Here is a 16129-nt window from a genome sequence, read left to right on the forward strand (position 1 = left end):
CAGATCACTTGCGGAAGAAGCGCTCCCGCTGCCCCAGGCGCACGAGCTTGAGCCACTCGACGAACGCCTTGGGGTCCCGCTTCACGGCGAGGAAGTACAGGCCGAACCGGAACACCTCGAGTGCGCCCAGCTTCCGCATGCCCGGCTGTGACAGCAGGTACCCGCGGTTGCGGTAGGTGTAGTAGCGCTTGATCGGGTTCTCCGGGTCCTGGGCGTGGAACTTGCCGCCCAGCATCGGCTTGAACTCGTCGGAGCCGTCCGGGTGCACGTACGCGACCCGCAGCGAGGTGCCGAAGGGCAGGCCGGAGCGGACGAGCCGGCGGTGGATCTCCACCTCGTCGCCGCGGAAGAACAACCGGTAGTCCGGCACGCCGATGACGTCCAGCGTGGACGCGCGGAACAGCGCGCCGTTGAACAGCGAGGCGATGCCGGGCAGGAAGTTCGTGCCGAGCTCCGCCGCCGAACGCTTCCACGTCAGGCCGCGCCGCAGCGGGAACGCGAGCTTGTCCGGGCTGTCGATGTTCGTGACGACCGGCGAGATCTCGGCGAGCTTGCGGCGGTCTGCCTCCTCGAGCAGCACGGCCAGCACGTTCTCGTCGGCAGGACGGCCGTCGTCGTCGGCGAGCCACACCCAGTCCGCGCCCAGCGAGAGCGCGTGCAGGATGCCCAGCGCGAAGCCTCCGGCGCCACCGAGGTTGCGGTGCGACGGCAGGTAGGTCGTGGGGAGCGGGCACTGCTCGACGAGGTCGTCGACCGGCTGGTCAGGGCCGTTGTCGACGACGACCAGGTGGTCGGGGACACGGGTCTGGGTGGCCAGCGCCTTGAGCGACTCGGCCAGCAGCTCGCGGCGGTGGCGGGTGACCACCACCGCGACGACGGAGCCCTTGGGCAGTGCCTGGAGATTCACGGTCTATTCGCCGCCATTTCCACTGAGGACGGGGGAGGTGTAGCCGAGCCTGGCCAGCTGTTCCGCGCTCATCCGTTCGAACGGGTCGTGGCCCTTGTACTCGGTGAGCACCTCGCGCAGACCGCCGTGCATCTTGACGCGGCCCTCGTCCATCCAGATCGCGCTGTCGCAGAAGTCCAGCAGCGTCTCGTCGGAGTGGTTCGCGAACACGAGCAGACCGGACCGCTTCACGAGGTCCTTGAGGCGGTCGCGGGCCTTCGCCATGAACGCCGCGTCGACGGCGCCGATGCCCTCGTCGAGCAGCAGGATCTCGGGGTCGATCGAGGTGACGACGCCGAGCGCGAGCCGCACCCGCATACCGGTCGAGTACGTGCGCAGCGGCATCTGCAGGTAGTCGCCGAGCTCGGTGAACTCAGCGATGTCGTTGACGCGGGCTTCCATCTGCTTGCGGGTCATGCCGAGGAACAGACCCCGGATCATGATGTTCTCGTACCCGGAGATCTCCGGGTCCATGCCGACGCCGAGGTCGAAGACCGGCGCCACCTTGCCGACGATGCGCGAGTGGCCGCGCGTCGGCTCGTAGATGCCCGCCAGCAGGCGCAGCAGCGTGGACTTGCCGGCGCCGTTGTGGCCGACCAGGCCGACCCGGTCGCCGTCCTTGAGCGACAGCGTGATGTCGTGCAGCGCCTCGATGATCGGCACCCGGCCCTCCGAGCCGATCTTGCCGCCGACCTTGCCGAGCGCGAGCTTCTTCAGCGACCTCGACTTCGCGTCGAAGATCGGGAAGTCGACCGATGCGTTCCAGACGTCGATGCTGACCATGGTGTGAGTCGACCTCCTTTCAGACCCAGTAGGAGACGCGAGCGCGGTAGTTGCGCAGGATGACCAGTGCGAGCAGCCAGCCGACCACCGTGAAGCCGCCGACGACCGCCCAGTGGTGCCAGTCGACCGTGTGGCCGAGCAGCGGGGCGCGGACGATCTCGACGAAGTGGTACACCGGGTTGAGCTCGGCGATCCACATGCGCCAGGCGCCGTCCTCGGGGCTGCCCTTGGTGACCTTCGTCAGGATGCTCGCGTCCCAGACGATCGGCGTCATGAAGAACACCAGGTTGATGAAGCTGTTCACAACCGGCGGGATGTCGCGGAAGCGGGTGCTGATCACACCGAACAGCAGCGACACCCACACGGCGTTGATCGCCAGCAGGATGAACCCGGGTATCGCCAGCGCGACCGTCCAGCTCAGGCCGGGCTGAAGCGGGCCGTCCTGGGTCATCCTGTACGGCTCGGAGAGCGTGCCGAAGAAGATCATCATGACGATCACGTAGATCACGAGGTTGTGCAGCAGGAACAGCACCTGGCGCCACACCATGCGCATCACGTGCACGGTGATCGGCGCCGGCAGGTGCTTGATCAGCCCCTCGTTCGCGATGAACACGTCCGTGCCCTCGGTGACGCATCCGAGGATGAAGTTCCAGACGATGAAGCCCGCCGTGATGTACGGCAGGAACGCCGGCAGCTCCGCGCCGAGCAACACCGAGTACAGCAAGCCGAGCGCCAGCGCTGTCGTCCCCATCGAGATGGTGATCCACAAGGGGCCGATGACAGAGCGGCGATAGCGTTGCTTTATGTCCTGCCAGCCGAGGTGGCCCCACAGCTCGCGGTGGTCCCACGCCTCACGCACGTCCCCGAACGCGCGCTTGAAGCTGCGCGACTTGACGGCGGGCGGTGCCTCAGGATGGTCGACGGTACTGGTGGCTTGCACGAGGACTGAGCGTACCGGCGTCCGTCCCGAGGCCTGCTCGCTGGGCGGTCACGGTGCGATTACCGGCCTCAGACCTTGATCACCTTGACGATGACCTGTTCGTGGTCATAGGTGTACCCGAGGTACTCGAACTCGACGCCGTGCGCCTCGACGTACTCCATCCAGGCCTTGTACTCGTGTTCCTGCCACTGCGGGTAGTTGAAGTACTCGTCGAACACGATGACGCTGCCTTCGACCAGCCGCGGGCCGACCAGGTCGAGCACGGTCTTGGTGGACGAGTACAGGTCGCAGTCGACGTGCAGGAACGTGACCGGGCCCGCGTGCTGTTCGAGGAACTTCGGCAGTGTCTCGTCGAACCAGCCGGGGACGAGCTCGGCGCCGGGCACGTCCGGCAGGCCGTCCATCGTGAACGTGCCGGCGGGGAAACCGTTGCGCCAATCCTCCGGCAGACCCTCGAAGGAGTCGAAGCCGTAGACCTCGGTCTCCCTGGCCTTGGCGATGATCTTGAGGGTGGCGCCGGTGTAGACCCCGAACTCGAGGGCCATGCCGCCCTCCGGAGCCAGACCCAGCGCGTATCTGAGCGTCTCGTGGGGTGCGCCGAAGTGCGGTACGCGCGGCATGTGCTGCTGCACGAACCGCGCGCTCTGCAGCGATGCTTCCCGGTCAGCGGCGAACACGATGTCGCGGCGTGCCCGCACCTCGTGAGCGACTGTGTGGTCGACGATCCGGTCCGCCTGGTGTGCGACCTCTTTGCTCAAGTCGTCGAGCTGAGCCTGCAGCCGTGCGATCTGCTCGCGCTGCGGCGCGATCGCGTCCTGGATCAGTTCGATCGCCTTGACACGCAGCTTGTGGCGCAGCTGCTCGGCCTGCAGACCGCGGCGGACGCGTTCGAGCACGACGGCTCCTTCCCGAAAGTTCAGCGCATAGTAGAGCCAGGCCCTGGTGTCAGCGCTAGAGGTACTGACCGGTGCCTTTGCCGGTGCTGCCGCTTTCGTGGGCATCGCCGCTGCCGCCGGCGGGCAGCGCGCGGCCGCGCATCTGCTCAAGCTGTGCGCGTGCGGCCATCTGCTGCGCGAACAGAGCCGTCTGGATGCCGTGGAACAGGCCCTCCAGCCAGCCGACGAGCTGTGCCTGCGCGATGCGCAGCTCGGCGTCGGACGGAGTGCCGTCCTCGGTGAACGGCAGCGAGAGGCGCTCCAGCTCCTCGCGCAGCTCCGGTGCGAGGCCGTCCTCGAGCTCCTCGATGGACCGCTTGTGGATCTCCTTGAGGCGGTTGCGGCTCGCCTCGTCCAGAGGTGCCGCCCGCACCTCCTCAAGCAGCTGCTTGATCATCGTGCCGATCCGCATGACCTTCGCCGGCTGCTCGACCATGTCGGTGATGTCACCGTCCTGGCCGCCGACGATGACGACGGGCTGCTCCTGGTTCATGGTCTCCATCCTTGCCTCTTTCGTTCGTCAACGGTTATCCGGGTGGGGGCTGGCCGACACCGTGTTTGCGTTCATACGTACGGTGTGTGGCATGGCGTTCGACGTCGCACGGGTACGAGGGCTCTTCCCCGCGCTCGGCGACGGCTGGGTCCACCTCGACGCACCGGCCGGCATGCAGGTGCCAGAGCAGGTCGCCACCGCCGTCTCCACCGCGCTGCGCGCCCCGGTCTCCGGACCAGGCGGTATCTTCCCTGCCTCGCAACGGGCAGAGGCGATCGTGGACGCTGCTCGCAGGTCCGTCGCGGACCTCGTCGGCGGTGACCCGGCGGGCGTAGTGCTCGGCCCGTCGTCGGCGGTGCTGCTGCAACGCCTCGCGGACGCGATGACCGACGACTGGTTCATGGGCGACGAGGTGCTCGTGTCCAGGTTGGATCACCCGGCGAACATCGCGCCTTGGTTGCGCGCCACCCAGCGCACCGGCAGCGCGGTCAAATGGGCAGAAATCGACATCGAGACGTGCGAGCTGCCGAGCTGGCAGTACGACGAGCTGGTCACCGACCGCACCAAGCTCATCGCCATCACCGCGGCGTCCGGTGTGGTGGGCACCCGCCCCGACCTCGCCAAGATCTCCGCGGTGGCTCGCGCGCACGGTTCGCTGATGGTCGTCGACGCGTCCTCGGCCGCGCCGTTCGTGCCGTTGGACATCGTTGGCATGGGCGCAGACGTCGTGGCTCTCTCCGCTGGTCAGTGGGGCGGGCCGCCGGTCGGCGCGCTGGTGTTCCGCGACCCGGCGATGCTGGAGCGGCTGCCGTCCTGCTCGGTCGACCCGATGGCCCGCGGTCCGGAACGGCTGGAGCTCGGCCCGCACGCCTACCCGATGCTCGCCGGTCTCGTCGCGTCCGTGGAGTACCTCGCGGACCTCGACGACGCGGCTTCGGGCACGCGCCGTGAGCGACTCGTCACGTCTTTGGGATCCGTGAAGGCGTACCAGGCCGGGCTGCTCGCTAATCTCATCAACGAACTGCGTTCGCTGCGACACGTGATGGTGATCGGCGACGCCATGCGCAGGGTTCCCGCGCTGGCGTTCACGATCGCCGGGGTCAAGGCGGAGGACAGCGTGGAGCACCTCGCGTCACGAGGTGTCTGCGCGTTCGCCGACCCCGGTCAGCACGGGGTGTTCTCGGTGCTGGGCGTCGGCGAGGTCGGCGGCGCCATCCGCGTCGGGCTCGCCCACTACACGAACGCGGTCGAGGTGGACGACCTGGTGAGGGCGGTGGCCGAGCTGGGCTGAGGTTTGGGAGATCTTGTTTGGACGACTCGCTTGCTCGCGAGCTCGCCGATCTCTCGGCTCTGCAGCGTCTCGGATCGTTGAACACGGAGTACCTGCCGGCGATCGCCGGCGACCTGCGACCGGCGGCCCTGGTCGCGGTGATGGACGAGATCGTGCTCGGCGCCCGGACCGTCCTGGTGGAGCTGGGCTGCGGGTCTTCCTCGGTGCTGCTGGCCCGGTTGCTGCAGCAGCGAGGTTTCGGGCATCTGCTGTCGATCGAGCACGACGAACGCACCGCAGCTTTCGTGGCCTCGCAGCTGCGGCGTGAAGGGCTGGGCTCGGTCGCTCGCGTTGTGCACGCGCCGTTGTCACGGCATCCGGCGGCGTTGTCGCGGCACGGCCAGTGGTACGCGCCACAGCAGGTGCACGACGAGGTGCTCGGGTTCGTCGACCGGTTCGGCCTCGTGGATCTCCTGCTCGTGGACGGACCGGGGCTGGGCGACTCGCGCTATCCGGCGTTGCCCGTGCTGCGCGCCGTGCTGGCGCCGGGAGCGACGGTGCTGGTCGACGACGTCGACCGGCCCGACGAACAGGCCGTGCTCGCACGGTGGTCCGAGGAGTTCGGGCTGGAGTTCCGCACGGCTCCCCGGACCTCGCTCGCCGGTGCTACCGCTCTCGCCTGAGCAGGACCTTCCCGAAGACGTCGCCCTCGTCCAGCAGCCGGTGCGCCTGCGCCGCGTCCGACATCGGCACCGTTTCGCCGACGATCGGCCGCACCGCGCCGCTTTCGATCAACGGCCAGAGGTGTTCGCGGACCTGCGCCACGATCGCGCCCTTGCTGTCGACGCTGCGCCCCCGCAGGCCGGTGGCCATCACCATCGCCCGCTTGGTGAGGAGCTTGCCGATCGGCAGCTCGCCCTTCACACCGCCCTGCATGCCGATGATCATCAACCGGCCGTCGGGGGCGAGGACGTCGACGTTGCGCGCCAGGTAGGAGGCGCCCATGTTGTCGAGGACGACGTCGGCCTGCTTGACCTCGGCCACGAAGTCCTGCGTCTTGTAGTTGACGGTGATGTCCGCGCCGAGCTCCGCGCACCTGCGCAGACGCTCGTCGGACCCGGCTGTGACCGCCACCGTAGCGCCGAGCGCCTTGGCGACCTGGATCGCGTGCGTGCCGATGCCGCCCGCGCCGCCGTGGACGAGGAACGTCTCACCCGTCTTGAGCCTGCCGTCCATCACGACGTTGGACCACACCGTGCACGCCACCTCGGGCAGCGCGGCCGCCGTGACGACGTCGACGCCCTTCGGCAGCGGGAGAACCTGTGGCGCCGGGACCACGACCTTCTCCGCGTAGCCGCCACCCGCGAGCAGCGCGCACACCTCGTCGCCGACGTTCCAGCCGGTCACGCCCTCGCCGACTGCGGCGATCGTGCCGGAGCACTCCAGGCCGATGATGTCCGACGCGCCGGGCGGTGGCGGGTAGAAGCCCTGGCGCTGCAGGAGATCCGCGCGGTTGACCGCACTCGCGGCGACGTCGATCAGCACTTCGCCCTTGCCGGGCACCGGGTCTGCGACCTCGGTCCACTCGAGCACGTCCGGGCCGCCGGGTTCGCGAACAGTGATGGCACGCATACAGTCGACCGTAATCCGTTGGACGGGGAAGGCACCATCGGAACATGGACCCCTGGCCGTTGCGGCACCTCGTTCTCCGCACCCCGCGCCTGGAGCTGCGCCCTGACGACGACGAGGGCTTGTTCGAGCTCGTCGAGGTGGCGAAGGACGGCGTGCACGACCCGGCGGAGATGCCGTTCAACGTGCCGTGGACCGACCGCCTCGCCGACGACAACGGCCGTGGCATGGTCCAGTTCTTCTGGAGCCAGCGCGCGAAGCTGGCGGCAGGCGACTGGACGGTGACGTTCCTGGTCCGCCACGAGGGCAAGGTCATCGGCGTCCAGGACGTCGGTGCGCGGGACTTCGCGGTGCTGCGGGAGGTGAACACGGGCTCGTGGATCGGCCGGAAGTTCCAGGGCCAGGGGTTCGGGACCGAGATGCGGATCGCCGTGCTGCAGTTCGCGTTCGACCATCTGGGTGCCCGCATCGCGCGTTCGGCCGCGTGGGAGGGCAACCACGCGTCGAACCGCGTCAGCGAGAAGCTCGGCTACGTCCACGACGGCACGATCGGCCTCGCACCCCGCGGCGAGCGTCTTGAGCACGTGCGACTGCGGCTGGACGCGGCGAACTTCGTGCGCCCGGAGTGGAGCGTTCAAGTCGAAGACCTCGCTGAGTGTGTTCAGCTGATCACCAGCTGAACACCCTTCGCCCGTAGGATTGTGTCCCACGTCTCCTTTTTGTGAGGGTTCAGCGACTCTCCAACGAAGGGGAACGTTCATGTCCGGCAGATCAAAGCTGGCGACCCTGCTTGCCATCTCGGCGCTGGTCGCAGCCCCAACCGCCACCGCATCCGCCGCAACCGAACCAGCAGGCCCCGCACTCGCCAAGAAGCTCGCGAAGAAGGTGACCGTCGAGGGCGTCAACCGGCACCTGATCGCCTTCCAGCGCATCGCCGACCGCAACAACGGCACCCGCGCCGCCCTGACCCCCGGCTACGACGCCAGCGTGGAGTACGTCGCGGGCAAGCTCCGCGACGAGGGTTTCATCGTGAGCACGCCGAACTTCAGCTTCGAAATCCCGGTCATCGACGCCGAGACGGCTCGCGTCGACGGCGTGAACTACCAGGCGATCATCATGACCGCCTCACCGCAGACCCCGGCCGGCGGCGTCACCGGCCCGCTGCGCGTCGTCCCGGAGGACACCACCACGGGCTGCGAGGCGTCCGACTTCGCGGGCCAGGACTTCACCGGCTCGGTCGCCCTGATCCGCCGCGGCGGCTGCACCTTCGAGCAGAAGCACCTCAACGCCTTCGCCGCCGGAGCCGTCGCGGTGCTGGTCTCGAACAACACCGCGGGCCCGCTCACCAACGTGACGCTGACCAACCCCGGCAAGATCCCCGTCGGCGGCATCTCCCAGGCCGACGGCACCACGCTGGCGACGAAGGCCGGCTCCTCGGTGACCGTCGACATGCGCTTCCACAACGAGACCCGGACGCAGCGCAACGTCATCGCCCAGACCCGCACCGGCCGCACGAACAACGTCGTGATGGCGGGCGCCCACCTCGACAGCGTCGAAACAGGCGCCGGCATCAACGACAACGGCACGGGCTCCGCGGCCCTGCTGGAAACCGCGCTGCAGATGGGCTCCCGCCCGAAGGTCGACAACGCGGTCCGCTTCGCCTGGTGGGGCGCGGAGGAGCGCGGCCTGATCGGCTCCGAGGAGTGGGTCCGCTCGCTGACGTTCGAACAGCAGCTGGACATCGCCCTGTACCTGAACTTCGACATGGTCGGCTCCCCGAACGCCGCGTACTTCATCTACGACGGCGACAACTCCGACAACGTGGGCGCGGGCCCCGGCCCGTTCGGCTCGGCGCAGATCGAGAAGGCCTTCGCCGACTACTTCGCGGCCAAGGGCATCCCGACGGAGGGCACCGACTTCTCCGGCCGTTCCGACTACGGCGAGTTCATCGCGCAGGGCATCCCGGCCGGCGGCCTGTTCACCGGCGCCGAGGGCGTCAAGACCGCGGCCCAGGCAGCCAAGTGGGGCGGCACCGCGGGCATCGCCTACGACCCCTGCTACCACTCGGCCTGTGACAACCTCGGCAACGTCGACCGCACGGCCCTGGGCCGCAACGCGGGCGCCATCGCGTTCGTGACCGCGGCCTACGGTGTGTCCACTGAGGACGTCAACGGCGTGCCGCCGCGCGCCAAGAGGGCCGAGGCACGTGCCGCGGCCAAGATGTCGCTGACCGCGCACGAGGACCACTCGCACGCGGCCGTGGCGTAAGCAGTTCTCGCTGACGCAGGGGTCCCCCGCAAGGGGACCCCTGCTTTCATTTTTCCAGAAGGGTCTGACAATTCCGGCGGGATGGCCGGTCAGCCAAGGTTGTTCGTGTCGAACGTGTTGCACCGACTGGGATCGCCCGTCTGCAGCCCGGTCGTGAACCACTTCTGCCGCTGCGCCGAGCTGCCGTGGCTGAACTTGGTCGTGTCGACCCGGCCACCGCCGAGCTCGCGCTGGATGAAGTCGTCACCGATGCGCGCCGCCGCGTCCAGGGCCGCGTTCACGTCCTCCTGGGTGATGTTCGTGATGAGAGGCTGACCATTGGCCGACGGGGTCGTCGTCGCGGCCTTGGCCCACGCGCCCGCGTAGCAGTCGGCCTGCAGCTCCAGCCGAACGGAGTCGGAGGTGGGGCCGGTCCGCGAGCTGACGCGGTCGGAGGTGCCGAGCAGGTTCTGCACGTGGTGGCCGTACTCGTGAGCGAGCACGTAGGCCTCGACGAACGGGCCGCCGGTCGCGCCGAACTTGGTGCGCAGCTCGTTGAAGAAGTCCAGGTCGATGTACACCTGGGAGTCGGCGGGGCAGTAGAAGGGGCCGACGGCCGAGCTGGCGTTGCCGCAGCGGGTGCTCACGCTGTTGCGGAAGAAGTTGGTCTTGGTGACCTGGTAGGTGTTGCCCGAGCGGGCGAACTGGTCGGTCCAGAAGGCCTGGATCGAGTTGATCGTGGCGACGACCCGGCAGTCGCTGTCGCGGTTCGCGTCGGCGCCGGTCTTGCACTTCTCGGCCAGCTGGCCGGATTCGACCTGGGTGTTGGTGCCCAGTCCCTCCAGGCCGCCCGCGGGCAGCTGGATGCCGGTGAACTGCTGCACCAGGAAGTAGATGATGAGGCCGACCACGCCGAGGCCACCGCCGACGCCGGCGACGCGCCCTCCAACGCCACGCTGGTCCGAAACCTGAGAAAGATCGAGTTCCGCGCCTTCGTTGAACTGCACCGCAATCCTCCTGCCAAGGACCCCATGGGTGCCGCAAACGATAAAGCACCAAACACGCCTCGGTGCGGAGCCCGACGTCGGGGCACCGCACCGAGGCTTTCCCATTTGGATGTAGCGACTACGGCCAACGGTGGTTGGCGTGGCGCCCGACCGGTGACGCCATGAGACGAAACCGATGTCGAGCTCAACAGCGTCGAAGTGCGCCGAGCGACGCCGATGGCGCCTGGGCACCCGAAACCCCGTTCGAAGTTGCTACGCAGTCGCGACCGGACCGGTCACGTCCGATCCACTCGCGGGGATGCAACAGACCGCGTTTCGCCACAGCGAGGAGTTACCTGCACGGCACCACCTACCCCTTCTGGGCGTGGCATCCGGTGGTCTAGTTGAGTCACCTTCCGGTTGCCAGCTCGTTATCGAGCATGCGCTTGATCGCCATATATCTCAACACTTCACCCGGAACCTGAATTGGTGAAGTCAGTCGGGTGACCTGCGGAGATCGACTGTGCAGACAGCAATCGCCCGACGAGGGAGCCCCTCGCCGGGCGATTGATGGAAACGTTCAGGACACGATCAGGCCTTGGTCACGCGCCGCGCGCCACGACGGGCCATGACGCCCGCGGTCATCAGGCTGAGACCCACCAGCAGGAACTCGAGCGGGTCGGCACCGGTCTTGGACAGGTTCGGGATCGGGGACGCCTGCTGCGACGCCTTGTTGCCCGTCTGCGGGACGCCGGCACCCGTGTCGCCGCTGCCGGGGTTGCCGCCACCGGAGTTGTTGTCACCGTTGTTGCCGCCACCGGGGTTCTGGCCACCGGGGTTCTCGCCCGGCTGCTCCGGCTGGGGCTGCTCGGGCTGCGGCTCCTCCGGCTGGGGCTCTTCCGGCTGCGGCTCCTCGGGCGCCTCGGTCTTGCCGCAGTCACCGCTCGCGGTGCCGAGCACGGCCGCGCTGGTGCCGCAGACCGTCACGGGGGCCTCGATGGTGCCGTTGGGCGGCTCCGGCTTGGTCTCGCCGCAGCTCCCGTTGCCACCGCCGACAACGCCGACCGAGTTGCCGCACACCGTGACCGGTGCGGAGACGAGCGCGTTGTCGGCCATCGTGCGCTGGTCGGCGGTCTGCGGGGCGGAGTCGCAGGTCGCGTCGCTCTCGCCGAGGATGTTGATCACGTTGCCGCAGACCTTGACCGGGGCGCTCACCAGGTTGCCGACGCGGATCTCTTCGTCGACGTCGATCGGCAGCGGAACGGCCTGGGCGAACCCGGCGGTCGCGACCATGATGCCGCCGGTCAGGAGCGCGGCGGACATGGTTCGGTTGAGGTTCTTGCGCATGAATGTTCTCCCTGGAGTGGAATGACTGATCCCTGTGCACGGCTGTGGAGTCGCGGGACTGGATCAATCGGGGGAAAACGTTGGTTCTTCTGCGCGGAAGCTACGCGGTGTGTCCAGCTGTTCGGTACTGATGAGAGACGTCGTTGCGGTGGGCGGTCGCATCGCGTGCGGCAGCATGCCCACCGGGATCTGGCTGCCACCCGCCTGACCCGCGCCGCTCTGGGGGAGCGTGCCGGTGATCGGTGTCTCCGCCTGCGGTTGCGGCGGCTGCGGGGCAGGAGCGGGGTCCGTGGGCCGCGTCGTCGACGGCGGCGTGTGTTGCTGCTGCTCCGGCACCTCGGTCCGGACCGGCGCCGGCGCGTCGGCGACCGGCTGAGGCGGCGTGCGCGGTGCCACGGGCAGGGCGGGAGCCTCGGTGCGAGGGTCCGGCACCGGTGGCACGGGCACCTGCGGCTGCTGCGGAACGAGCCCGGTCTCGACCTTCAGGCCGACGTCGACGACGGGGAGCTCCACCTCGAGCTCGAGCTGGTCGATCTCGACCTTGACGTCGGCGTTCGCCTCACCTGAGCTGCCCAGCAACCAGGCGCCGGTCACCAGACCGGCGAGCAGCAGGAGCCGACGCAACCAGGACATCGACCCTCACCCTAGATCAAATGGAGCAGTCCGACACACGAAAAAGGCCATCTCGGCGAACTTCGTCACCGAGATGGCCTTCAGGTGCGTCCTGTGGTTACGGCAGTCGCGTGATGCGGTCGGTCGCCGGGGGCGCCTGACCGGGGTGCGCCGCCAGGTAGGCGGAGAACGCGTCCAGGTCGATGCCACCGCCGGTGATGTTCGTGCCCTTGGTGAACTCGCTGAAGCCGTCACCGCCGCCCTGCAGGAAGCTGTTGATCGTCACGCGGTAGCTCGCGTTCGGGTCGAGGGGCGCGCCGTTGATCGTGACGCCGGAGACCTTCGAACCGAACGGCGCAGACGCCGACCAGCTGTACTTCAGGCCCGCGGAAGGCTGCAGCACGAACGTCCTGGTCGTGCTGAACTGCTGCTCCAGCACGTTCTTGATGTTCGCGCCGGTCAGCGTGACCGTTTGCAGGATGTTGCCGAACGGCTGCACGGTGAACGTCTCGCCGTAGGTCGCCACACCGTTGCCCTCGCCCTCAGGCGAACTGAGGTAGGTGAGGTCCGCGCGCACGCCACCGGGGTTCATCAGCGCGATCACAGCGCCGTTGCCGGTGGTGGCCGCGAGCTGCGAGTCGGCGATCAGGTTGCCCAGCGGCGACTCGCCGGAGGGGACCTGCGCCCTCAGGATGTCCGCGGCGATGGTGCCGACCGGCCTGTTCGCGATCGGGCGGACCTTCGTCTTGGCCACGTCGATCAGGGCCTGGATCTCCGGGTCCGGCGTGACCGTGCGCGTGACGATCTTGTTCTCGGCCTTGGTCTCGCCGCGGATGACGTCACGCGTCCGACGGTCGATCTTGAGGTCGACCACGCTCAGCTCACGCCCGAAGGCGAGGCCCTCGATGAACGGCCGCGGGTTGCCGGCGGGGTCCTTCACCACGCAGTTGTAGTGCTGGTGGCTGTGACCGGAGAAGACGGCGTCGATCTTCGGGCTGACGTTCGTGGCGATGTAGCTGCCGGGGTTCTGCGGCGCGACGTTGCACGCGTTGGGCCCGCCGCCGGGCGACGTCACCTGGTCGCCCTGGTGGACGAGCAGCACGATCGACTTCACGCCGATGGCGTCGAGGAAGTTGGCGTACTTGTTGGCGGCCTTGACCTCGTCACCGAACTCGAGCTCCTTGATGCCGTTCGGGTCGACCAGGATCGGCACGTCCTTGAGCGGCATGCCGATGAACCCGATGGGCATCCCGTCGCGGATCTCCACCCAGAACGGCGGCAGCGCGGGCAGCCCGGTCTTGGCCTTGGTGACGTTCGCGCCGAGGATCGGGAACTTCGCGCCGGGGTACGTGTCGCGGAACTGGCAGCCGTCCGTCGGGTGGCAGCCACCGCGCTGCATGCGCAGAAGCTCCTTGTAACCCTCGTCGAACTCGTGGTTGCCCGCGGCGGTCGCGTCCATGCCGACCTTGTTGAGCACCTCGATCGTCGGCTCGTCGTGGAACAGCGCCGACACGATCGGCGAAGCGCCGATCAGGTCACCCTGCCCGACGATGACCGAGTTCTTGACCTCCGCCTGGAGGTTCTTGATGTGCGTGGCGTTGTAGGCGGCACCACCAGCGTCGACGGTCGTGCCGTCAGCCAGCACGACCCGCCCCGACGACCCGCTGGGCGGCTCGATGTTGCCGTGCAGGTCGTTGATGCCGATCAGGCGCACGTCAACCGTGCCCCGACCGCGCAGTGACTGGACGTCGGCCTGGGCAGGTCCAGTGGTGCTGATGACAGTGGCCGCGGCGGCGGTGATCGCCAGAACGGATAGCCGTCTGAACGAACTCATGGGTGAGAGCCTCTCCAGCAAAGGCGTGGTTAACGCGCGTGTACGGCGGAGGAGTCTGCCTCCCGGACGCGGCGTTTACCAGAGGAATGACTCGATCGTCATCCGCAGGTCTAACCTTGTTCCCGTGACACCGAGTGAGCAGGAGCCGCGCTGGCTCGACGAGGGCGAGATGCGTGCATGGCGCACCTACGTGAACGGTTCCTCCATGCTCATGGACCGCCTGCACCGCGAGCTACAGGACACCCACGGCGTGTCACTCGCCGACTACGAGATCCTCGTACGCCTGTCCGAGCAGCCGAACCACCGCATGCGCATGACCCAGCTGGCCGAAGACGTGGCCTCCTCGAAGTCCCGCGTCTCCCACCAGGTCGCCCGCATGGAAAAGGCCGGCCTGGTCCTGCGCCGCGAGTGCACGGAAGACGGCCGAGGCGTCCTCGCCGAACTGACCCAGAAGGGCATGGCCCAGCTGGTGGAGGCGGCCCCGACTCACCTGCGCGGCGTCCGCGCCCACATCGTCGACCTGCTCACGCCCGAGGAGGGCGAAGTGCTGGCCAAGGTGTTCGACCGGGTCATGACACACCTGCGGGAGTCGAACGGCTAGGCTTCTCGGCTGACGCCCATGGCGTCTGGGAAGCGTGGCAGAGCGGCCGAATGCACCCGCCTTGAAAGCGGGAGACGGGCAACCGTCCGGGGGTTCAAATCCCTCCGCTTCCGCTGGTTGACCAGTACAAACAGGGGTGCCTCGCCAGTTGGTGAGGCACCCCCGTTGCGTCCAGTCTCATTTCCAGTCTCATTCAGGTGCCCAGAGGAAGCCGTTGAGCCTTCCCGCGACGTCCTGCCGCATGGACTCGGTGACGTGCATGTACCGCTCTGCCACCTTTGCGTTGGTCCAGCCCATGAACTCCTGGACGACGCGTTGCGGCACGTTCAGCAACAGGAGGACGGTTGCCGCCGTGTGTCGTGCGTCATGCAGGCGCGCGTCCCGCACGTCTGCCTCGGCGAGAAGCGCCTTCCAGTCGTCATGGTCCGCACGCGGGTCGATCGGTTTCCCGTTGGGCTGCGTGAACATCCAGTCGCCGCCGTGCCACTCCGAGCCTGCTGCTTCTCGTTCCTTGGCCTGCACCTCCTCGTGTGCGATCAGCAGGTCGAAGAGCTGGTCAGGTAGGGGCAACGGTCGGCGCCCTTTCTTGGACTTCACGTCCACTTCTACGACGCCGCCCACTCTGCTCAGGCAGTAACGCGCATGGCCTGTGCAACCTGGCGGGCACGGTGCCGGGCACCTCTTGTGCTTCTTGCACGGCGCCGTACAGGGCTTCGTCTTATGACGCGTCGCGATACAAGCGGCCGGGTCGGCGCACCCGTGCCTGTAGGTCTGGCGCTGGCGCTGCTTCTTCACTGAGAGGACCTTCGTCCTCTTGTTCAAGCGCGACCAGCGAAAGCCAATTGTCTCGCCTTTCCTGGTGCCCAGTGCCAGAGCGAGGATGAACCGCACGCCGTTTCGCGGCCTCGCCAAGGCAGCGGCCATCAGCGCTTGAATCTCTTCAGGTTCGAACGGCTCGATCTCCTCCTCATCCAGTCGTGGTGCTTTCACGACCTCGAAAATGTTCTCCATCACGACTTTTCGGCGGCGGGCCTCACGCCATGCCGTCCGTGCTGTGCGGTGCACCTGGTGTGCGGTACCGGGCTTGAGCCCTTTCGCTCGCATGTTTGCGTAGAGCCGTTCGAAGTGTTCTGGCTCCACCTTGCGCATCCAGTTGTCTCCCAGGGCAGGGATGATGTGGTTGTAGATCGCAGTCTGGTATCCCTCAAGCGTCTTGAATCGCACGCTCGGCCCTGCGATGTTGTCAACCCAGTGGATCAGCCACTCGCGGACGCGCCAGCGCCTGACGCCTGCCTTCTGGATCTGGCCGCCGTCCCGCTGGTTCTCCAGCTCTCGAACGGCTTCGCGGCACTCGGTTTCATCTCGCCGCATGATGTGCCGACGATCTGGCTTGCCGTTGTCCTTCGTTCCGACCGTTACGCGACCATGCCAGTACTCATCTGCACCGAAGTAGACGGATGAGGTGTTGTTGGCCTGCCGAGTTTTCTTCGTACGTGGCACGTTCGC

At 67.7% G+C, this 16129-nt stretch carries 16 protein-coding genes and 1 tRNA gene; 6 read left to right on the forward strand and 11 right to left on the reverse strand.

What is annotated here, in order from left to right:
- Positions 1-4: 4 nt before the first annotated feature.
- The 5 genes from glfT1 to C8D87_RS43630 all read right to left on the reverse strand — a co-directional run bounded on the left by glfT1 (position 5) and on the right by C8D87_RS43630 (position 4106).
- Entirely contained in the window at positions 5-907 is a 903-nt protein-coding gene (gene glfT1 / locus C8D87_RS43610; protein WP_109630568.1) for a galactofuranosyltransferase GlfT1, read from the reverse strand.
- A 3-nt stretch (positions 908-910) separates the two neighbouring features.
- Positions 911-1729, reverse strand: a complete 819-nt coding sequence (gene wzt, locus C8D87_RS43615) for a galactan export ABC transporter ATP-binding subunit Wzt/RfbE (RefSeq protein WP_109630572.1) — start codon at positions 1727-1729, stop codon at positions 911-913.
- Between the two features lie 19 nt (positions 1730-1748).
- The gene (wzm, locus tag C8D87_RS43620; RefSeq protein WP_109630575.1) at positions 1749-2669 is read right to left on the reverse strand and encodes a galactan export ABC transporter permease subunit Wzm/RfbD; all 921 of its coding nucleotides are present in this window, start codon (positions 2667-2669) and stop codon (positions 1749-1751) included.
- 68 nt (positions 2670-2737) lie between these two features.
- Positions 2738-3565 carry a class I SAM-dependent methyltransferase gene (locus C8D87_RS43625; protein ID WP_170154710.1) on the reverse strand — a complete coding sequence of 276 codons (828 nt, stop codon included), beginning with the start codon at positions 3563-3565 and terminating at the stop codon, positions 2738-2740.
- 55 nt (positions 3566-3620) lie between these two features.
- Positions 3621-4106 carry a bacterial proteasome activator family protein gene (locus C8D87_RS43630; protein WP_112232445.1) on the reverse strand — a complete coding sequence of 162 codons (486 nt, stop codon included), beginning with the start codon at positions 4104-4106 and terminating at the stop codon, positions 3621-3623.
- 82 nt (positions 4107-4188) lie between these two features.
- Here C8D87_RS43630 and C8D87_RS43635 point away from each other — a divergent pair, with 82 nt between their 5' ends.
- Together C8D87_RS43635 and C8D87_RS43640 are read left to right on the forward strand one after the other, a co-directional pair.
- The gene (locus C8D87_RS43635; protein WP_109630585.1) at positions 4189-5388 is read left to right on the forward strand and encodes a cysteine desulfurase-like protein; all 1200 of its coding nucleotides are present in this window, start codon (positions 4189-4191) and stop codon (positions 5386-5388) included.
- 17 nt (positions 5389-5405) lie between these two features.
- A complete protein-coding gene (locus C8D87_RS43640) occupies positions 5406-6050 on the forward strand; it encodes a class I SAM-dependent methyltransferase (protein ID WP_109630588.1) in 645 nt (214 codons plus the stop codon).
- On the opposite strand, the gene C8D87_RS43645 is transcribed toward C8D87_RS43640, so the two are convergent.
- Positions 6034-6999 (reverse strand): NAD(P)H-quinone oxidoreductase, encoded by a 966-nt coding sequence (locus C8D87_RS43645; RefSeq protein WP_109630591.1) that lies wholly within the window; start codon positions 6997-6999, stop codon positions 6034-6036. The two genes, C8D87_RS43640 and C8D87_RS43645, sit on opposite strands and share 17 nt — an antisense overlap.
- 44 nt (positions 7000-7043) lie before the next feature.
- Here C8D87_RS43645 and C8D87_RS43650 point away from each other — a divergent pair, with 44 nt between their 5' ends.
- Positions 7044-7676, forward strand: coding sequence for a GNAT family N-acetyltransferase (locus tag C8D87_RS43650; protein ID WP_112232447.1), 633 nt, complete (start codon positions 7044-7046; stop codon positions 7674-7676).
- 79 nt (positions 7677-7755) lie between these two features.
- Positions 7756-9264: a M28 family metallopeptidase gene (locus C8D87_RS43655; RefSeq protein WP_109630596.1), complete on the forward strand. Its 1509-nt coding sequence runs from the start codon at positions 7756-7758 to the stop codon at positions 9262-9264.
- Positions 9265-9353: 89 nt separating this feature from the next.
- Here C8D87_RS43655 and ypfJ read toward each other — a convergent pair whose 3' ends face one another.
- The 4 genes from ypfJ to C8D87_RS43675 all read right to left on the reverse strand — a co-directional run bounded on the left by ypfJ (position 9354) and on the right by C8D87_RS43675 (position 14022).
- Positions 9354-10250: a KPN_02809 family neutral zinc metallopeptidase gene (gene ypfJ, locus C8D87_RS43660; RefSeq protein WP_109630598.1), complete on the reverse strand. Its 897-nt coding sequence runs from the start codon at positions 10248-10250 to the stop codon at positions 9354-9356.
- 570 nt (positions 10251-10820) lie between these two features.
- Positions 10821-11576 carry a hypothetical protein gene (locus tag C8D87_RS43665; RefSeq protein WP_112232449.1) on the reverse strand — a complete coding sequence of 252 codons (756 nt, stop codon included), beginning with the start codon at positions 11574-11576 and terminating at the stop codon, positions 10821-10823.
- A 63-nt stretch (positions 11577-11639) separates the two neighbouring features.
- Positions 11640-12209, reverse strand: a complete 570-nt coding sequence (locus tag C8D87_RS43670; protein ID WP_112232451.1) for a hypothetical protein — start codon at positions 12207-12209, stop codon at positions 11640-11642.
- 97 nt (positions 12210-12306) lie between these two features.
- On the reverse strand, positions 12307-14022 hold the full coding sequence (locus C8D87_RS43675; RefSeq protein WP_112232453.1) for a bifunctional metallophosphatase/5'-nucleotidase: 1716 nt from the start codon (positions 14020-14022) through the stop codon (positions 12307-12309).
- A 169-nt stretch (positions 14023-14191) separates the two neighbouring features.
- On the opposite strand from C8D87_RS43675, the gene C8D87_RS43680 reads away from it, so the two are divergent.
- A complete protein-coding gene (locus C8D87_RS43680) occupies positions 14192-14623 on the forward strand; it encodes a MarR family winged helix-turn-helix transcriptional regulator (protein ID WP_109633015.1) in 432 nt (143 codons plus the stop codon).
- Between the two features lie 28 nt (positions 14624-14651).
- Positions 14652-14736, forward strand: a tRNA-Ser gene (locus C8D87_RS43685).
- 76 nt (positions 14737-14812) lie between these two features.
- On the opposite strand, the gene C8D87_RS43690 is transcribed toward C8D87_RS43685, so the two are convergent.
- Positions 14813-16123 carry a tyrosine-type recombinase/integrase gene (locus C8D87_RS43690; protein ID WP_112232456.1) on the reverse strand — a complete coding sequence of 437 codons (1311 nt, stop codon included), beginning with the start codon at positions 16121-16123 and terminating at the stop codon, positions 14813-14815.
- Positions 16124-16129: the final 6 nt, after the last annotated feature.

This window comes from Lentzea atacamensis (assembly GCF_003269295.1).
GTDB lineage: Bacteria > Actinomycetota > Actinomycetes > Mycobacteriales > Pseudonocardiaceae > Lentzea > Lentzea atacamensis.